Source organism: Streptomyces viridosporus T7A, from assembly GCF_008704515.1.
GTDB classification, from domain to species: domain Bacteria; phylum Actinomycetota; class Actinomycetes; order Streptomycetales; family Streptomycetaceae; genus Streptomyces; species Streptomyces viridosporus.
On the sequence record NZ_CP023700.1, the window covers coordinates 5,921,678 to 5,939,718 of the forward strand.

The window sequence follows — 18,041 nt, forward strand, 5'->3', positions numbered from 1 at the left end:
GGCCCGCGCCGAGTACGGACGGCGCGGGCGGGGAGGGGGACCGGTCCCTCGGGAGGGACCGGTCGGTCGGACGGAGACGCGGGTGCCCCGGCCTACTGCTGCGCGGGCGGCTGCTGGCCGGACTGGGGGTAGCCGTAGCCCGGCTGGGGTTGCTGCGGCTGCGGCTGGGGTTGCGGCTGCGACGGCTGGGGTTGCTGAGGCGGCCGGCCGGGCTGGGGGTAGGGCTGGCCCGGAACCTGCGGATACGCCTGCCCCGGAATCTGCGGATACCCCTGGCCGGGCTGGACCGGCGGCTGTCCCGGCATGGGCTGGCCGGGCTGGGCGTACGGCTGGCCGGGCTGAGGCTGGGGCTGCTGCGGGTACGGACCCGGCTGACCGGGGACGGGCTGCCCCGGAACCTGCGGATATCCCTGGCCGGGCTGGACCGGCGGCTGTCCCGGTACGGGCTGTCCCGGCAGCGGCGGGGCGGCGACCGGCGGCGGGTTGCCGTCGGAGGTCCACAGGCCGTGCGACTGCTGGTGGCGGACGAAGTCCTCGGCGACCAGCGCCGCGAGGTTGAAGTACGCCTCCCGCACCTTCGGCCGCATCATGTCGAGGTCGACCTCCGCACCGGCGGCCAGATGCTCGTCGAACGGCACGACGACCACACCGCGGCACCGCGTCTCGAAGTGCGTCACTATGTCCTCGACCTTGATCATCTTTCCGGTCTCGCGCACGCCGGAGATGACGGTGAGGGACCGCGAGACGAGATCGGCGTACCCGTGCGCCGACAGCCAGTCCAGCGTCGTGCTGGCGCTGCTCGCACCGTCCACGGACGGGGTGGAGATGATGATGAGCTGGTCGGCGAGGTCCAGCACCCCGCGCATGGCGCTGTAGAGCAGACCCGTGCCGGAGTCGGTGAGGATGATCGGGTACTGCTTGCCGAGCACGTCGATCGCGCGCCGGTAGTCCTCGTCGTTGAACGTCGTCGACACGGCGGGGTCGACGTCGTTGGCGATGATCTCCAGGCCGGAGGGCGCCTGCGAGGTGAACCGCCGGATGTCCATGTAGGAGTTGAGGTACGGGATCGCCTGCACGAGGTCACGGATGGTGGCCCCGGTCTCGCGCCGCACGCGGCGGCCGAGCGTACCGGCGTCCGGGTTGGCGTCGATCGCGAGGATCTTGTCCTGCCGCTCGCTGGCGAGGGTGGCGCCGAGCGCGGTGGTCGTGGTCGTCTTGCCGACACCGCCCTTGAGGCTGATGACGGCGATGCGGTAGCAGGACAGCACCGGCGTGCGGATCAGTCCCAGCTTCCGCTGCCGCTCGGCCTCCTCCTTCTTGCCGCCCAGCTTGAACCGCGACCCGCCGGCCGCGGGACGGCTGCTCTTCGCCTTCTGCTTCCTGCTGTTGAGCAGCCGGTCCGACGACAGCTCCACGGCCGCGGTGTAACCGAGCGGCGCCGCACCGGGGTTGGTCGGCTGCCGCTGGTCGTGCTGCACCGGCTGCGGCCAGGCGGCCCCGACCCGCGGATCGACGGGCGGCTGCGGCGGCTGGCCGGCATGCGGGGGTTGGCCGGCGTGCGGGGGCTGCGGCTGCACCGGTTGCGGCTGCGGACCGGCGCCGTACGGAGCCGGTGCGCCCGGCTGGGCCTGCGGCGGCACACCGGGGTGCTGAGGCTGTCCCTGCTGCGGGAGCGGCTGCTGGGGGAAGCCGTAACCGCCGGGCTGGGCCGGGGGGTTCGGGGTCGGGGCGGGACCGGCGGGCGGGAAGCCGTAACCGGGCTGCGGGACGGGGGGCTGGACGGGGGGCTGCTGGGCGGCGGGGCCCGGAGCCCCCGGCTGCGGGAAGCCGTATCCGGCCTGCGGGGCGGGTGGCTGTGCGGCCTGGGCCGGCACCTGGTGCGGCGGTGCCTGCGCACCCGGTGCGTTCCAGGCGGCGGGCGCGGGCTGCGGCGCCTGCGGCTGGAACGGCGGCTGCTGGCCGGGGACGACCGGCCCGCCCTGGGCCGCCGCCGGCTGTGCCGGTGCCTGCGGCGGCTGCTGCGGCTGCGCGGGCCACTGGCTCGCGGGCGCCGGGGCGGCGGGGAAAGCGGGCGGTACCGGAGGCACTCCCTGCGGTGCCGGTGGCGTCCAGGCGGGCGGGGCATCGGGCGCGGCCGGGACGGTGTCCCGGGGAGCGTCGGAGGGGGCCGCGGCGGCGGGCGCGGCGGCGTCGTCCACCGGCTCGGCGTCCTCGGGTCCGGCGGCCGTCGGTCCGTCGTCCGCCGCGGGCACCGCACCCTCGGGTCCGGTCTCCGGGACCGCCGACGCGGTGGCGTCCTCCACGTCGGTGACCGAAGAGCCGGCGTCCCCGTCCTCCGCGTCTGCCGTGTTCTCCCCGTTCTTCCCGTGCTCCGCGTGCTCCGCGTTTTCCAGAGCCTTCGCGTCCGCCGCTTCCTCCTCGTGCTCGGAGGAGACGGCACGGTCGGGACGGCTCTCGTCGGACCCGTGCGGGGCACCGGGAGCGTCGGGCGTTCCGGACCCGTCGGAGGGGCCGGTGGTCCCGGAAACCGCTTCCGGTTCGCCCGCCCCCGGGACGTCCGACGCACCGGCCGGGGCGTCCGTGCCGTCGGTCCCGTCCCGGTCCTCGTCGGCAACCGGCGCGGACGGCGTCCCCGCCTCGGCCTCCCGCTCCTGGATCTCCCGCTTCAACGCGGCGGCGGAGAACCGGATGGTGGCACCGCTCTCGAGGTCCCCGTTGCCGGATTCCTCCCCGGTCACGGGCGAAGACGGAGGCGTCGGCGCCTCGTTGGGCTCCTGCTCTTCCCGAGGCCGAGGCTCGAACCCGCTCCCCACCGGAAGACCGGGCACGGCCACGGGCTCCCCGACCGGCGGCGCGGGCGGCGTGAAGGGCGCCCTCGGTGCCGGAACGGGGGAGGACCCCGCGGCCGGAGGCGAAGCCGGGACCGGGGGCGTGGGGGAAGAGGGGCCGGAAGAAGAACCGGAGGAGGGCGAGGGGTCCGGGGAGGACGACGCGGCGGGCGCGGAGGGCACCCCCGGCCCCGAACTCCCCGAAGCGTTCTGCGTGTACCAGGCCGGCGGTGCGTAGTCGATGGTGAACTCGCCCGTCGCCTCGACGGCGGACTCCGCGTCGGGCTGGTCATCGCCGGGTGTCGCCCAGCCCCCGCGCGTCCCGTCCCGATCGCTGCTCACAGTTCCTCCTGGTGTGGTCGAGCACCCTCATGCCGTGCTGGTGCGACCGTTTCTCGTCATCCGAAGTAGTTCGAGGCCGTCCGAGGCCGCTGTGAGGCCGTCCGATTCACGGTCGACCGATCCACCGGCTCCCCCTGGGGCGTCGCCACCTGGTTCACGGGCTCAGGCGCCGCGCCCGATCCCAGCCTAATCACCACCACCGGTACCCCGGCAGACCCGTCCACCGCTCGGTGCGCGTCCGCTCCGTGGCAATCTGCCCGACGCCGCCGCTCCCGAAGCCCCGGCGCACCGGACGAAAAATGACGGACCGCGCCGAACCACCATGACAGAGAAGGCACTTGCCGGGCCGACTTACCCCTGCCCCTGCGCTTGCCCTGTGCTGTGCCGCCGGCCCGCCGCGGTGTCAGTCCATCCGCCGCGGCGTGCCCAGCAACCCGACCTCCGCATCGGTCGGCTGCGTCATCACGTACTGCCGGTCGCGATCGGAGCACCAGAGGGTGATGCCGTCGGCGAGGGTCGGCAGGGAGTCGACGTCGGCCCGGGGCAGCCCCATCGTGCGGCCCAACTCCCCGGCCTCGTCCGGCGATATCCGCTGGACACCCACGAGCCGGGCCTGCCGCAGCAGCCGGGGCGCGACGGGGCTGAGGTAAGGCAGCAGCGTCAGCACCGACTGCCAGGGGCCGGACACCACACGCCCCCGCGGGGGCCGCATGCCGCAGTCCCGCACCACCAGCACCGGGGTACCGGCCGAAGCGCCCTGCGGGGGCACCCGCCCCACGTCGTACACCGCGAGCCCGTTCTGTCCACCGCCCATGGCGTGCACCATCTGCGTCCAGGCCTGTGCCCGCCCGGTCTCCACGGCCACCCGCGCGCCGGTCGCCGCGGCCCGCAGCGCGAACACCTGGGCCGTCCACAGGCCGCCGATGAGCACGACGTCGTACGGCGTGGGCCGGTTCAGCCCCAGCACGGCGGGCTGCCCCTCGGCGTCCACCCCGATGACGACGCCGTCGTCCCCGATGGGCAGCGCCAGGGTGTCCAGGTCGTCCGCGGACAGGGTGTGCCGTCCGTGGCGCGGGCCGAGCAGACCGAAGCCGGTGCGCAGCAGTTCGTGCGCCCGCCGGCCGGCCGACTGCGATGCCCCGGCCCCGGCCGCGGCCGGCGACTGTGCGTCGCCCGGCACTCCCGGCCCCCCGGCCGCTCCCGGTGCGCCGTACGCACCGGGTCCGCCGGCGGTCCGCGTCGTCATGGCCGTCACCGAGCACCTCCGAGGGGCAGAGTGGCGAGTACACCCGGCAGCTGTTCCCGGTCGAGCCGCGCCAGCGCCGCGCCCGACTCCCGGGCGGCGTCCTCCAGCGCGCGCCGCGCCGCGGTCAACTCCTCGGCGCTGCGCCCGGTCACCCGCAGGTGGCCGCTCAGCGCCATCTCCCGCCGGTCCGCGTGGGCGAGGGTGAGGCTGATGGTGGTGGCGAGCGCGGGCACCGCCGTGACCCGTGCGACGAACTGGGGCAGTGACACCCCGCGGTCCCCGCCCAGCGGAGGCCACCTGCGGATCCAGTACGTGGTGTGCCTGCGGTTGTCGCAGCGCCAACTGCGGCTGGACTCCTCGGTCCGCCGCTCCTGCCGGTCCGCCCGCCCGGCCTCGGCCGTCACCAGCGGGTTGGCGCAGGCCGAGGTGGCGATGGCCGAGGTCAGCTCCTCCTCGTCGAGCACCGTGGCACGGAACCCGGCACCGGTCAGCCGGCTGGCGAGGTGGTCGGCGGCGCGCACGACGCACTTCTGCGCGCCGACCAGACCGCCGCCCCGGGCCGCCACGGCCTCCGGACACAGCTCCGGATCCAGTTTCAGCGCGATCCAGGTGATGCGGACCGCGGGAGCGCCGGTCTGTTCCTGCAACGGCGCGTAATTGCTGACGGCCACGGACTGCCGCGGCAGATGCAGCGCGGGCGCGGGCTGGGTGTGCAGCACTATCTGCGCCGACTCCAGGCGGATCCCGTCCACCTCGAGCGCGTCCCGCACCAGGGCCAGCGGCAGCGGCCGCCGGCTCCGCTCGGCACGCAGGGCCGTGGCATCGGCCTCCACCTGCACCACGGCGGTGACGAAGGTGCCGTCCCCGACGACACCGACGGGACGCCGCTCCCGGCCGCCGTACGCATACGTGCGCAGGCTCGGATCGCACTCCACGGCCGGAGCGAGCCCCGGCTCCGTGCCGGGCGGCACCACCAGCTTCGCGGCGCTCTTCTGCCGGGAGCGCAGGGCCTGTGCCGTGGCGATCCATTCGGGCAGGGAGCGGCCCCGGCGGCGTACGAAGGCCAGCAGGACCAGGACGACGGCGACGACGGCGGCGGGCACCAGGGCCAGGGGGCCGATCACCCACCCGGTGAGGAGGACGGCGGCTGCGAGCTCCAGCAGGACGATACGTTGCAGCCGGAACGAACCCGGCCGACCCGTGCGCACCTTGAGGTGGAGGCCGCCCCGCGCGGACGCCTGCCGTGCCGCTCCCGCCCCGGGTTCGGCGGAGTCGCGCGCCCGGGTCCGGCCACGGCGCGGCGCCCGCGTTCCGGAAGCCATCACTCCATCCCCCCCATTTGTTTACAACTCGCTGGAATTCCAGCACGGCACCAGGCCCTTGAGGGCCCAGGCACCCTACCCGCTCCTCAAGTCGCTTCCCGTACCAGGCATAGTAGGGGGCCGGTCCGACATCGGCGGGCGGGGGACGGCGGCCCCCGGCGCCACCCGGGCGGAACACGGGCGGAACACGGGGAGAGACACGCATCCATGGCATCTCGGCGGGACCAGCTCAATGCCTACACCTTCGCGAAGCGCCGCTTGCTCGCGGCCTTCGTCCAGTCGTTCCCGCAGGGCTCTGAGGAAGGAGCGCCGCGCCCGTTGCGCGGCGTCGTGCCCGGGCTCGTCATCGGTGTGATCATCATGGCCGTTTTCGGCGCCTGGGGCATGTTCAAGCCGACCGCACCCAAAGGCTGGGACACCCCGAACGAAAAAGTGATCATCGCCAGCGAGTCGACCACCCGGTACGTCGTGCTGAGGACCGGTAAAGAGGTCCAGTTGCACCCCGTGCTCAACATGGCGTCCGCCAAGCTCCTCCTGGCCCCCGGCAAGGGCGACGTCGTCACCGTCAGCGAGTCGCTCCTCGACAACGGCAAGATCCCGCACGGCGCCACCATCGGCATCCCGTACGCCCCCGACCGCCTGCCCTCCGGGAAGGAGGCGGGCGCCGCCAAGCGGTGGGTCGTCTGCGAGCGCCCGAGCGCGGGCGGGGGGTCCGTCCAGAAGGCCGCGCTGGTCCTCGCCGACCGCGAGAAGGAACTGACCGAGGACAAGCAGAAACTGACCGGCGGTCAGCTTCTCTACGTGGCGGACCCCGACGGCAACCGCTTCGTCGTGGACCCGGGCGGTACGGCGTACCGGGTCGACGAGGTGGACACCGGCGACGAACTGGAACTGCTGCTCCGCACGGTCGTCGGCTCCGGCCGCGAGCCCCAGCGGGTGTCCCGGGAGTGGCTGGCGACCCTGCACCAGGGCGACCCGATCACCTTCCCGGAGATCGATGGCTCGCCCGGCGCACCGGCGAACGCCCCCGGCCAGCTCGACGAGTCGGCCGACAAGGTCGGCACCGTGCTCAAGGCGTTCGACAACAACAAGGAGCAGTACTACGTCGTGCTGCCCGACCGGGTCGCCCCGGTCTCCGCCTTCGTCGCCCAACTGCTGCTGTTCAGCAAGGACCTGGCACAGGTCGGGCAGGCCGGTCAGGCGCTGGAGACGAGCCCCGGAGCGATCGTCCCGGGCAAGCCCTTCGGCACCGAGCACGACTGGCCCACCGGCACCCCCCAGCCGGTCAACGAGGCGTCGGACGCCCCGGGCAGCCGCAACACGGTCTGCAACGTCCTGCGCGGCGTCGGCGACAAGGGCGCCACCACCCTCAGCACCTGGGCGGGCACCGACTTCCCGGCCGACCTCCCCACCGGTTCCTCCAGTGCCTACGTCACCCCCGGATCCGGCCAGCTCTACCGCCAGTTCCAGGGCACGGAGACGAAGGCGGGCCCCGTCTTCCTGGTGACCGACACCGGCCTGCGCTACGTGCTGCAGTCCAACGCGGACAGCGCCACCGACGACGCCGGCATCGGCATGTCGGCCGAGGAGAGGAAGCAGTTGGAGCAGGAGGCCCAGCAGGCCCAGACGCGCCTCGGCTACGCCGACGTGGACCCCGCGCCGATCCCCGCCGCCTGGTCCGCGTTCCTCCCCACGGGCCCCCGCCTGTCCACGGCAGCGGCACGCCAGCCGCAGGGCTCGTAGCAGGGGGCGCCGCCATGCGACACACACGCCTGCCCCTCCTCCGGACGGCGGCCGCCGCGGCCCTGCTGACGGTTCCCGTGGTCCTCGCACCGCCGTCCGCCGCCGCGGACTCCTTCTCCGGCCAGTGCGAATACCCCAACGCGCCCTATCCCGGCCGCCCTTGGTCCCTCCAACGCGTCCAGCTCGACGAGCTGTGGAGCCAGTCCAAGGGCAAGGGCGTCAGGGTCGCCGTCATCGACACCGGCGTCGACGTGAGGAACCCGCAGCTGAAGGACGCGGTGGACGTGAAGAGCGGCCGCAACTTCCTGCCCAAGGGTCTTAAGGACGAGGACGGCGACCCCATCGAGCGGGGCAACGAGAACGGCACCACCGACACCGTCGGCCACGGCACCAAGGTCGCCGGCATCATCGCCGCCCGTCCCGCCGACAAGACCGGCTTCGTGGGCCTGGCCCCCGAGGCGACCATCATCCCGATCCAGCAGAACGACGCGGAGGGCCACGGCGACACCGACACCCTCGCCGCCTCGATCCGCCACGCCGTCCAGGCGAAGGCGGACGTCATCAACATCTCCCAGGACACCTCGGACGCCGCCGAGCCGGCCCCGGACCTGGAAGCAGCCGTCAACGAGGCCCTGGAGCAAGAGATCGTCGTCGTCGCCTCGGCGGGCAACGACGGAGCCGGCGGCAACGTCAAGAAGACCTACCCCGCCTCCTACGAAGGCGTCCTCGCCGTCGCCGCCTCCGACCGCAACAACGAGCGCGCCTCCTTCTCCCAGTCCGGCGACTTCGTCGACGTGGCGGCCCCGGGCGTCGACATGATCTCCACCGTCCCCCGAGGGGGTCACTGCTCCGACAACGGCACCAGCTTCTCCGCGCCGTACGTCGCGGGCGTCGCGGCGCTGATCAAGGCCAAGCACCCCGACTGGACGCAACGTCAGATCGTCGCCCAGATCGAGCAGACCGCGGAACGCACCGTCGCCGGCCACGACCGCCTGGTCGGCTGGGGAGTGGTGGACCCCGTCCGCGCGCTGACGGAGGACGACCGGCCGATCGAGTCCCCCCGCCCCCGGGAGGGCCTGGTCAAGGCCGAGGCCCCCGCCGCGGCGGAATTCCCGCTCGGCGAGACCGCCGACGAACGCAACGCCCGCCTCGCGACCTACGTGGCCGTCGGCGCGGCGATCCTGGTCGCGGGTCTCGGCGGGACGGCGGTGGCGATCCGGGACGCGCGCGCAAGGGCCCGTGGCACGGGCGTTCGCAGGGGCCGCACCGCAACGTGACGAACACCGCTCGACCGTCGCCCGGACATCCGTGACCCTTGTGGGAACCGTATCGGCCGGGTGAAGAAGGGGAGTATGTCTGTCAGTTGACAGTACTGCTCCTGCATAAGGCAGTTGGGGCTGTCGGTGTCAGTCACTAGAGTGGGCCGTAGCGGTCGTGATCGCTTCAGTGGTGTACCCACCCGGCGACTTGCGCAGGACCGACCGCGACACGGGGAAAACGGGGAGGAATAACGTGGGGCTTCCTGAAGACATGGTCGGAGGCGCCGCGGACGTGCGCCGCGGCGTGATGGCACTGTCGACGTTCAAGAAGCGCGTGGACGACCTGCTCGCCACCTTCGAGGAATCGGCGGGCGGCCCGTCCAAGGTCGGAGCTCACAGCCTGTCGGAGAGCGCCTTCGGCAGCGGTGCCTTCCCGGAGGGCAAGCGGCTCCACCTGGAGTACGAGCGGGTCCACGAGAGGATCACCGCGCTCTCCAAGTCACTGGGTCTCCAACTGGAGGCCATGCGGATCGCCGTGCACGGCGTGGACGTCACCTTCGACAACCTCGAAGAGGAACAGCGCCGGCGGTTCCACGAGATCCGATTTGAGATCAATCAGACGCGGGAGAAGATGCTGGAACAGCAACTCCAGCGGGACAACCGCGCCGATCGCACCGACGCGGGGTACTGATGAGCGGAGACAAGAAGACGCCGGACCCCTACCAGGAGGAGCGCCAGGAGGCCCAGGCGCAGAACGGCGCGCTCGACGCGTTCACGCACATGACGAGGTTCGTCAGCCCCTTCGGCCCCTTCTCCCCCAGGGGCTTCCACTTCGGCTCCACCAGCTTCGAGGGCTACGACCTCAACGACATGGTCGACATCGTCGAGTCCGCCAACCCGGCACTGCTGGAGTCGGCGGCCGAGGCACTCGTCGCCGCCAGCAACGCCATCCAGAAGGCCGCCGGGGAACTCAACGGCAACCTCAAGGGCATTGATTGGAAGGGCGAGTCCAACACCGCCTTCACTAAATGGGCCACCAGCCTCGTCGAAACCGCCAAAGGCATCGCCGACTACGCCGACGTCGTCGGTACCCAGGTCCTGGCCGCCAGTTCCGGCCTCGCCTCCGTCCGCAAGTCCATGCCTCCGCGTGATACCCGCAGCAACCCCAAGGCCATTGACGACATCCCCGAGGCCAAACGGGTCGACAGCAACGACGAGTACACAGCGGCTGTCAAGGCGGAGAAGCACCGTCAGGAGGCCATCAACCAGATGTACCGCCTGGCGTCGTACTACACGGTGTCGGCGGGGGCGATGCAGGCGGCCGAGGAGCCGGTGTTCCCGAAGATGCCGGATGTGGGGGTGCCGCTGCCGTCGCCTTCTACTGGAAACCCGATTGAACGAGGTGCTCCTCATGAGGTATTGACACCTCAGGGCGCCCCAGAGAGCTCTGTGCGGAATTCCATGGTGACCGCAGTAAAGGAGCAAGGGCCAGGGGACCAGTTGTCGGCGCTCAAAGAAGCTGACAGACCTGTCCCGCAGGCAGTTGGTACGGAGATCAACAGCGTCGGTACGCTGCCTCCCCAGGAATCCATGAGGCCGACCAACGTCGCGCCGCCGTCGACGACCGGCCCGGCTGCCGCAGGAGTCTTTCCACCTGTGGCCTCGGGCGCGGTCCCACCTGTTTTTCGCGGGACCACCGGGCGCGCCACAGGATCCAGTGGCGCGCCCGTGACCAAGATTCCTCCGTCGGTACAGGGACGAGTGGGGGGTGCGGCAGGCAGCAGCCCGACAGCTCGTACGGGACCCGGCCCTCTGGGACAAAGCCCACGTGCCGCCACACCTGGATCGGTGGGGGGTCGGGGGACCGGCCCTCTAGGGCAAGTAGGACGCACCGCTATGCCGGGGCAGGCAGAGAGCCGCGGAACTGGTCCTGTGGGACGTGGCATCATCGGCGGCATGCCGAGGTCCGGGGGAGCGGCGACTGGACAAGTCGGCAGTGTTCCACGCAGTCCCATGGGGACTGTGGGCGCCACACCCCCCAGTCGCAGCGGCTCCGGACGCACCAACGATGGCGTTGTCGGCGGTCGGCCGGTCACCGGCGCTGCGCCCGGCGGCAACAACTCCAGACCGCCGCGCGGCACGGTCATCGGTGGTGAAGGCGTGCCCGGCCCGCGCACGACCGGACAGAGGCCCGGTCAGCACGGTGTGATCGGAGCGCCTCCTGCGACGCCGAACACGGGGCAGGCACCCCGTCGCTCCGTCAGCAGTCCTGACGGTGTCGTCGGAACGCCCAACGGAATGGTTCCCGGTACAAGGAACAACGGACGTACCTCTGAGGGTTCCGGGGCACAACGTGGTGCCGCAGGCAACCGCGGCTCCAGCGCGGGTCGTTCACGTCGCGATGAACGACGCGATACATCGGCGACCGATTGACCGGATTGAAGAAGGACAGACAGAGCATGGTGTCAAGGTTCAGCCGACGTGTTAGGCGGAGCGCGCCCTCTCCGAGGCGATACAGGAGACGGGTTGCCGGTACCTGTTCAGTGCTTGGTGCCGTGGCCATCCTGTCGGTAGGACTGACGCCTGGTGCAGCAGCTGCAGACGTCCAGCCGAAACAGTGGTATCTCTCGGCGATGAAGGCCGAGGAGATGTGGAAGGCGAGCACCGGCAAGGGCGTCAAGGTCGCCGTCGTCGATACGGGAGTGAATCCCGATACCCCCTCATTGAAGGGGCAAGTCCTCACTGACGAAGTCCCGAAAGAGGTCTCTTATAAGGCCACCGAAGATTACGACGGCCACGGCACCAGTATGGCTGAGCTGATCGCAGGTACTGGTGCCGACGGCACGCTGAGAGGTCTAGCTCCCGACGCCAAGATTGTTCCTTACCGGGTCGCGCTTACGGGCCTCGACAAGGCAGAGATGCAGAAGGCGCCCCACCTGGCGAAAGTCATCAGGGCGATTGCCGACAGCGATGTGAAGATCATCAATATGTCCTTCGGTGGAAAAATAGATCTCCCCGATGTTCGTGAAGCGATGAAGTACGCCCACGACAAGGGGAAATTGATGTTTGCCGGTACGGGTAACGATGCAATGGAGACGGAGTTTACCGGTTTCCCAGCCGCCTACCCCTATGTAGTCGGTGTTGCTGCTTCGGACGAGTCCGGCGTCGTAGGGGAGTTCTCACAGCACGGCAACTACGTTGACCTAGCTGCCCCGGGGCTCGACGTACCCACCTGGTGCGACAAGACTTTCCGTTCCTATTGCACAGGTGAAGGAACGAGTATGGCCTCCGCAATCGCCTCCGCCTCTGCCGCCCTTGTCTGGTCCGCCCACCCCGACTGGACCGCCAACCAGGTCCTCGCCAGCCTCATCGACACCGCCGGCCGCGACTGGGCCAGGGACGACCCGAGCACATACCTCGGCTACGGCCTGATCCGTCCCCGCAAGGTCCTGGAGAACAAGGACTTCAACCCCGGCCCGGCGGACACCGACCCTCTGGCCAAGGAGAACTTCAGGGGCGTCGTGGACGAGTCGGGCAAGCCGGTGGCTGCCTCCCCCTCTCCGTCGACCGAGCCCTCGAAGGGAACAGAGACGTCGGACGGCGATGACCAGGGCGACCGGGCATCAGCAACCGCCTCCGAGACGGACACCTCCGGCAACACCACCCTCTGGGTGGCCCTCGGAGCCGCAGCGGCGGCCCTGGTGATCGGAGGCGGCGCCTTCGCCGTGATCCGCTCACGGCGAGGCGCGTAGGGAAAGGCGCACAGAGCAGCCGACCCGGTACGGGCACAACCGACCACCCACCACCACGCGGTGCCACGCCGCACCGCACCACCGCTCTCACGAAAGGGACCGCCGACATGGCTGACGGCCGCAAGCTTTATGAGGCCCAGGTACAGAAGCTCCAGACGAACGTCATCGACCGGTACGACTCCATCAGGCAGTCTCTCGCCCGCCTCCAGGGGACGATCGACATGATCGAGAAGAACTGGACGGGTCAGGGCGCCATCGCCTTCGACAAGAAGCAGACGGAGATCAACCGCCACATGGCCGCGATCGGCCGGATGCTCGACGACTTCCTCGAGGGCATCCAGCTGAACAAGAAGGACAAGCAGAACCTCGAGAGCCAGATCGAGGCCGACATCGCCAAGATCTCGGTGGAGGACCTCGGCGGAAAGACCTCGGCACTCAGCAGCTACTGACGCGAGCCACCGACCACCTTCCGGTCTTCAACGAAACGAGGAAAACATGTCCGGAGCCCACTACGACGAGCTCGCCGTCTCCTACGGCACCATGGACGCGCTCGCCACCGAACTCGGCGACCAGGCCAGGAAGCTCGAGGAGGACCTCGAGGCCCTCAAGAAGGCCGTGCTCGACGCGGCCGCGGGCTGGGGCGGCGAGGCGTACGAGGAGTTCACCAAGAAGACCAAGGAGTGGGACCGTCACGCCAACGGCATCCACCAGGCCCTGGTCAGCATCGCCCAGCGGGTCGGCACCGCCGGCGGTGACTACCGCGGCGGCGATCTGAAGGGCGCCAGCTACTTCCTGTAGACCGGCCGCAGGAAGCGCGCAGAGCGCGCACAGCGCACGCAGAGAAGCGAACAGGGTGGACACGCGCGGGAGGTGTCCACCCTGTCGTGCGTCATGGCGCGGCAGGACCGGGCTTTGCCCGAAGTATCAGCCGCGCAGGTCCCGCAGCGTCGAATCCTGTGCGGACCACGCTGCGCCACGTGCGTCGTTGACCAGAGAAGCCTGGACCTTGCTGCTCGTACCCAGAGCAGTGCTCCACACCCGGACCAGTTCGGTGCTCTGTGCTTCGAGGACTTCGATAAGATCGTCGGGCGGGTCAGAGGGAAGGCTTTTCCTCCAGGTGGCGACGATGTGTCCAGCCGGGTCTTCGTCGAAAGAAGGCACCTGACCTGCTTTCTTCGACGACAGGCGAGTGAAGGTCTTCTCCTCCCAATCTTTCGAATTCTCCTTGCCTGCCTTTTCCCGTGCGGCATTTGCTACTGCGTCCATGGTGCCGAGCGTCCACGCAGTAATCGGAGGATAAGGAGACAAGGCTTCCTTGGATTTACTGCGGGGCGCGGCAGCGAACTCCTGAGCCGCTTGTTGGGTCATTGCATCGCGCAGAGTCGCGTAGGCCTCGGGGTCGACGGAAAGGGACGTCATAATGCGCACCAGCGATTTAAGTGGGATCGACATGTGCACACCTTCGGAATCCGTCCATGCCTTTTCAGAGGGCAGCGCGCGGCGGGCGTACTCCGTGTTGCCGGGTGTCAGCATCGCGTGCATGTCCTCGGCATAGTCCGCCAGTGCCATCGAAACGGGACCGGTCAGTTGCTGGTCCAAGGGGGCGGGACCTTCCCCGATGACGTTGTCGATTGCCACCAGGACATTCTTCATCGCCTGAGCCTGATCCAGCGAATGCTGCTCGGTCTGTGGTCCGGTCGTCGCACGCTTGATGGCAGCACCGAGCTCCGCACAACTCAAGTCGGACTCGTAAGCCAATTCGAGAGTTGCGGGAATGCGCTCGTGCTGCAGAAGTTCCTGGCAGGAGTCCTGCTCGCCACGAGAATCGATGTACAGCCATGTGCCCAGCCCTGCCACGAGGCCAATGACGCACAGAATGACGATGAGTGACTTGGCGCCCGGGCGCCTTGCTCCGTTCACATTTTCTTCCATGAGTTGGCCGGTCGTGCGGGTTTTCGTACTGCCGCGGCAGTACTACCGCCGTGTGGCAGAGAGACGTTTCAGTGCCGCTGGTGTCAGTTCGTCGTGTCTGTCAGGTACTTTCCGGCGGTCTCGGCCCCCCGACTGCGGCCTTGGAGCATGTTGGTGGTGAGTGCCTGGCTCTCCGGACTGTCGGCCTCGATGTCCGACCGTCCCTGCGCCCAGCCGTCGACGATGTAGGCGGCCTGTTGGTTGGCATTGAGATAAGTGTCAGCGATCTGAGCGTTCGCTTCGGCGTCCGCATCTGCCTTCATGGAGTTACCCAGGTCCCAGGTCAGAGTGTCCACACCACGCTGGAGGGCGTCGCCGTAGGCGATGGTGACTGGGCCTGTCGTGACGTACAGAGGAGTGAGCGCGCCACCGATGAAGTGGTAGGCGGCCTTCATCTTCCAGTCGGCTTCGGAATACTTGTCCATGCGCTTGTCGTTGATCACGTCTTCCTTGATGGCCGAGTACGTACCCAGACCGCTGCCCAGGTTCTCCAGCTTCTCGTCGATGTCTCCGTGGGCCGCCCCTTCCGGCATGGTTCCCAGCACATTGCTGATGTGGCGGAGTTCTGCCTTTTCCAAAGTCGAGTACGCCGCTGGGTCCTCGGAGAGGCCACGCAACACCTGTACAAGGCTCTTCGCGTCGGTGGCCAGGTGGGTCGAACTGTCTTCGGTGAAGTAGCCGTTGCCTCCGGCAGCACTGATGTAATCGATGTCCACACCGACGAGAATGTTGTGCGTGTCCGATCCGTACTCGCCGAGTGCGTTGGCCAAAGGCTGACGTAGGTTCGCGTGAATGCCCTCATCCGTGTCCACGACCGGTGCGAGCTCCTTGATGATGGAGTTCATGACACGCGCTTGGGCTTCGGTGTGCTTCATATCGGGCCAGGGATCCTCTCCAGTTCGAAGAGGCGGGTGCCCGGTCGCCGCCGCTTCCAGTGCCGCGCCGAGCCCCATGCGGCTGAAGGGGTCGTCGGTAGTGATGACCGTAACAGAGGCGGGGACGCTGATCTGCGGCCACTCACGCTCGTTCAGCAGATACTTCAAGTGGCTGTTGCCGACATGGTCGGAGCCCGAGCCATTGCCCGCCGGGTCGAAGAAGGCGGTGGCCGCGTCGGGGTTCTTGCTCATGATGCCGAGAAGTCCGTCGAGGGCGTCCGCGCGGACCCCGTCGTGGCTGGCCCCCCACGGAGCGAAGATGTTGGACTGTTCCTTCTCTGCCGCTATCAGGTCGTCGCCCAACTCGTAAAGGAACTGGTCGTCGTACTTGACGCTACTGTGCTGCATCAGGCTGACGAACGACTGGTAGCCGTAGAGCGGATGGTCGCCGGCCCCGTAGTTCTTGGTGCCGTGCTTGTCGAGGCTGTCCATCCACTGCCGGTAGAACCTGCCATCGTCGCTGGCGAGCCAGTCCTTGAACTTCTGGGATCCGGGAGGAGCGTCGGTGACCGAGCCGGGCACCTGGGTGGCCTTGGCGATGGTGTCGGCCAGACCGCCCTGCAGTTCCAGGTACTGGGCCTTGTTCTTCTTGTCGTCGTCATAGGCGAGCTGGTTCAGCTCGTTGGTCAGCTTGATGGTGCCGTCGGGGCCGAGTCCCTTCAGGAGGGCCTGGCTGAACACCTTGCTGTCGGAGTTGTCACGGAAGGCGCGGTCGAGTTCGGCGAGTTCGGCGGCGGACACCTTCTTGCCGTCCACAAGGCGGGTGGCGATGTCCTCGGCGTTCTCCGCCTCGTACTTCTCGATGTCACCCTGTGCCCGGCCGTTGAAGCCGTTGGACGTGCCGTCGAGGAGATCGGAGTCGACGACGACGGCCTTGAAGGCGATCTCGACGCCCTTGTCGGCGTCGGTGACGTCCTTGACGAGCTGGTCGATGCGGTCCTGCCAGGAGCGGATGCTCTTGCGGACGCTTTCCTGGAAGTCGGGGTCGTGGCGGTAGGCGTTGCGGGTGCCTTCGTCGAGCTGTGTCGTGTCGTAGGAGACGACGCCCTGGTCGGACACCTTCAAGCCGGCGTCGACGGCACCCTGGCGGGCGGCCTTGAGCTTGCCGCGCAGATCGACGAACTGGGTGTGGGCGTCCCGCAGGAGGGAGGCGATGGCCTTCGCCTCAATCTGGGCGCTCTGGTACTCCTTGAGCGTGATGTCGAAGCGGCGGTTGGCCGCGTCCGCGCTCAGGCCCAGCCAGGTCTGGCCCATGGACACGCCGTGCACGTCCCGCTTGTAGGCCTTCTCCTGCTTGTTGAACTCCTTGGCCATGTCGTCCCAGGCGTCGGCCGCCGTGGTGAGCGTGGCCAGGTCGGTCGTCATGATCTCGTGGTACGTCGGCATGCGTCCCCCGCGGTGCGCGTCGGCGTGAACAATCGGCGGTGGGCGGCTCAGTAGCCGTCCAGGCTGGAGGACTTGCGGATCCCCAGGCCGACGTTGAAGTCGTTGTTCTGGAACAGGATGTTGGTGCTGCGCAGGGCTTCCTTCTCGGAGCCCAGGCGGTTCATCAGGTTCTGCACCTGCTCGCCCCAGGTCTTGTGCGCCTTCTTCAGCGCCGCGGAGGTGACCCACCCGTGGCCGTCCTTGGCGGCGAAGGCCTTGACCGCGGCGCCGGTCTCCTCGTCCGCCCGGTCGCCGGCCTTGCGGGTGTCGGGCTCGAGGTGCTCCTCGATGGCCTTGGCCGCGGCCTTCTTCTGCGCGGGACTGGACGCCAGGTCCCTCTGGCCGCCGATCACGGGCCCGGGCGCGCCTCCCGGGTCCGCCGGGTACTGGTTCAGCCGCATCCCGACCGGCTGCCCGACCCCGCCGTCGTTCCCGTACCGCTCCGCGACAGGCTCCGTCATGCCTTCTCGTCCCCGTTCACTCGATCGGCGTGCGCCCGACAGGCTAACAATCAGGCCGACTTGTGGATCACGAGGGCACCTGTTGACACAGGGTCGACATCAGCCCGCCCCGACCTCCTCACGAAGCTCCTCCCACAACCGTGTCCTGGCCGGCCCGGGCTCACCCAGGCTCCGATGCCCCCGGCACCCTTGCGGAAGGTCACCGGCGGGATCCGGCGCTCGCGCAGCTCCCGACGGTTCTTCCGGCGACCGGCCACCGGTTCGGCCGCACACCGGCAGGCTGCCCGGCCCGACCGTCGTTCCCGTACCGCTGCGGCACAACCAGGAGCACTCAACCCAGCAGATCCAGCGCGAGGAAGGTGCCCCCTCACGAAGATCCAGATCCGTCCCATGATGCGGAAGACGACCGGGGCACCGATCATCGGTGTGCGACGGGAAGCGAACCGGTGAGTCCGATGCGCGAACCCCATGATGTTCAGTGCGAAGAACCAGCCGACGACGAAGAAGAGCAGTGGCCCCGGGGCGATGCCGATCACCGGTCCTCCCTCCTGCTTCCGTGGTGGTGGGCCTGTCGGCCATCGCGGTCGATGCTGCCGTCGTTGTCCTGAGCGGTGCGGCCCTTGTCGACCCGCCGGTGGGAGCGCAGCCGGTACCGGAAACCGCCCGGCACCGTCGCGGCCGGGACAGTTGTGATGACGTTCAGTGGTGTCGGCAGGCGACGCTCCGCCCGGAGCCGCTCCGGGAAGCGCCGGGCCCG

Annotated in this window: 13 protein-coding genes; 7 read left to right on the top strand and 6 right to left on the bottom strand. The window is 69.3% G+C overall.

What is annotated here, in order from left to right:
* Window positions 1-92: 92 nt before the first annotated feature.
* The 3 genes from CP969_RS27430 to eccE all read right to left on the bottom strand — a co-directional run bounded on the left by CP969_RS27430 (window position 93) and on the right by eccE (window position 5,738).
* Window positions 93-3,170 carry an SCO5717 family growth-regulating ATPase gene (locus CP969_RS27430; RefSeq protein ID WP_150474971.1) on the bottom strand — a complete coding sequence of 1,026 codons (3,078 nt, stop codon included), beginning with the start codon at window positions 3,168-3,170 and terminating at the stop codon, window positions 93-95.
* Window positions 3,171-3,573: 403 nt separating this feature from the next.
* A complete protein-coding gene (locus CP969_RS27435) occupies window positions 3,574-4,425 on the bottom strand; it encodes a hypothetical protein (protein WP_016824437.1) in 852 nt (283 codons plus the stop codon).
* Window positions 4,422-5,738: a type VII secretion protein EccE gene (gene eccE / locus CP969_RS27440; RefSeq protein ID WP_016824436.1), complete on the bottom strand. Its 1,317-nt coding sequence runs from the start codon at window positions 5,736-5,738 to the stop codon at window positions 4,422-4,424. Before eccE ends, CP969_RS27435 begins: the two co-directional genes overlap by 4 nt.
* Window positions 5,739-5,945: 207 nt before the next feature.
* Here eccE and eccB point away from each other — a divergent pair, with 207 nt between their 5' ends.
* The 7 genes from eccB to CP969_RS27475 all read left to right on the top strand — a co-directional run bounded on the left by eccB (window position 5,946) and on the right by CP969_RS27475 (window position 13,290).
* Window positions 5,946-7,481: a type VII secretion protein EccB gene (gene eccB, locus CP969_RS27445; protein WP_026084835.1), complete on the top strand. Its 1,536-nt coding sequence runs from the start codon at window positions 5,946-5,948 to the stop codon at window positions 7,479-7,481.
* A gap of 14 nt (window positions 7,482-7,495) precedes the next feature.
* A complete protein-coding gene (gene mycP, locus CP969_RS27450; protein WP_016824434.1) occupies window positions 7,496-8,758 on the top strand; it encodes a type VII secretion-associated serine protease mycosin in 1,263 nt (420 codons plus the stop codon).
* Between the two features lie 235 nt (window positions 8,759-8,993).
* A complete protein-coding gene (locus tag CP969_RS27455; protein ID WP_223887111.1) occupies window positions 8,994-9,431 on the top strand; it encodes a hypothetical protein in 438 nt (145 codons plus the stop codon).
* Window positions 9,431-11,173 carry a hypothetical protein gene (locus tag CP969_RS33310; protein ID WP_171817457.1) on the top strand — a complete coding sequence of 581 codons (1,743 nt, stop codon included), beginning with the start codon at window positions 9,431-9,433 and terminating at the stop codon, window positions 11,171-11,173. Before CP969_RS27455 ends, CP969_RS33310 begins: the two co-directional genes overlap by 1 nt.
* Entirely contained in the window at window positions 11,170-12,492 is a 1,323-nt protein-coding gene (locus CP969_RS27465) for a S8 family serine peptidase (protein WP_171817456.1), read from the top strand. Before CP969_RS33310 ends, CP969_RS27465 begins: the two co-directional genes overlap by 4 nt.
* Before the next feature lie 107 nt (window positions 12,493-12,599).
* The gene (locus CP969_RS27470; protein ID WP_004982728.1) at window positions 12,600-12,941 is read left to right on the top strand and encodes a WXG100 family type VII secretion target; all 342 of its coding nucleotides are present in this window, start codon (window positions 12,600-12,602) and stop codon (window positions 12,939-12,941) included.
* Between the two features lie 46 nt (window positions 12,942-12,987).
* Entirely contained in the window at window positions 12,988-13,290 is a 303-nt protein-coding gene (locus CP969_RS27475; protein WP_004982726.1) for a WXG100 family type VII secretion target, read from the top strand.
* Window positions 13,291-13,416: 126 nt separating this feature from the next.
* Here CP969_RS27475 and CP969_RS27480 read toward each other — a convergent pair whose 3' ends face one another.
* From CP969_RS27480 to CP969_RS27490, 3 genes are all read right to left on the bottom strand, one after another.
* On the bottom strand, window positions 13,417-14,424 hold the full coding sequence (locus CP969_RS27480; RefSeq protein WP_039830842.1) for a hypothetical protein: 1,008 nt from the start codon (window positions 14,422-14,424) through the stop codon (window positions 13,417-13,419).
* An 83-nt stretch (window positions 14,425-14,507) separates the two neighbouring features.
* On the bottom strand, window positions 14,508-16,763 hold the full coding sequence (locus tag CP969_RS27485) for a hypothetical protein (RefSeq protein WP_223887112.1): 2,256 nt from the start codon (window positions 16,761-16,763) through the stop codon (window positions 14,508-14,510).
* 68 nt (window positions 16,764-16,831) lie between these two features.
* Entirely contained in the window at window positions 16,832-17,284 is a 453-nt protein-coding gene (locus CP969_RS27490; protein ID WP_004982720.1) for a hypothetical protein, read from the bottom strand.
* Window positions 17,285-18,041: the final 757 nt, after the last annotated feature.

What these genes read in the sequence shown, in the direction of transcription:
- eccE (WP_016824436.1), bottom strand. Translation starts at nt 5,738, where the DNA reads ATGGCTTCCGGAACGCGGGCGCCGCGCCGTGGCCGGACCCGGGCGCGC.
- mycP (WP_016824434.1), top strand. Translation starts at nt 7,496, where the DNA reads ATGCGACACACACGCCTGCCCCTCCTCCGGACGGCGGCCGCCGCGGCC.
- CP969_RS27475 (WP_004982726.1), top strand. Translation starts at nt 12,988, where the DNA reads ATGTCCGGAGCCCACTACGACGAGCTCGCCGTCTCCTACGGCACCATG.
- CP969_RS27490 (WP_004982720.1), bottom strand. Translation starts at nt 17,284, where the DNA reads ATGACGGAGCCTGTCGCGGAGCGGTACGGGAACGACGGCGGGGTCGGG.
- CP969_RS27470 (WP_004982728.1), top strand. Translation starts at nt 12,600, where the DNA reads ATGGCTGACGGCCGCAAGCTTTATGAGGCCCAGGTACAGAAGCTCCAG.
- CP969_RS27485 (WP_223887112.1), bottom strand. Translation starts at nt 16,763, where the DNA reads ATGACGACCGACCTGGCCACGCTCACCACGGCGGCCGACGCCTGGGAC.
- CP969_RS33310 (WP_171817457.1), top strand. Translation starts at nt 9,431, where the DNA reads ATGAGCGGAGACAAGAAGACGCCGGACCCCTACCAGGAGGAGCGCCAG.
- eccB (WP_026084835.1), top strand. Translation starts at nt 5,946, where the DNA reads ATGGCATCTCGGCGGGACCAGCTCAATGCCTACACCTTCGCGAAGCGC.
- CP969_RS27480 (WP_039830842.1), bottom strand. Translation starts at nt 14,424, where the DNA reads ATGGAAGAAAATGTGAACGGAGCAAGGCGCCCGGGCGCCAAGTCACTC.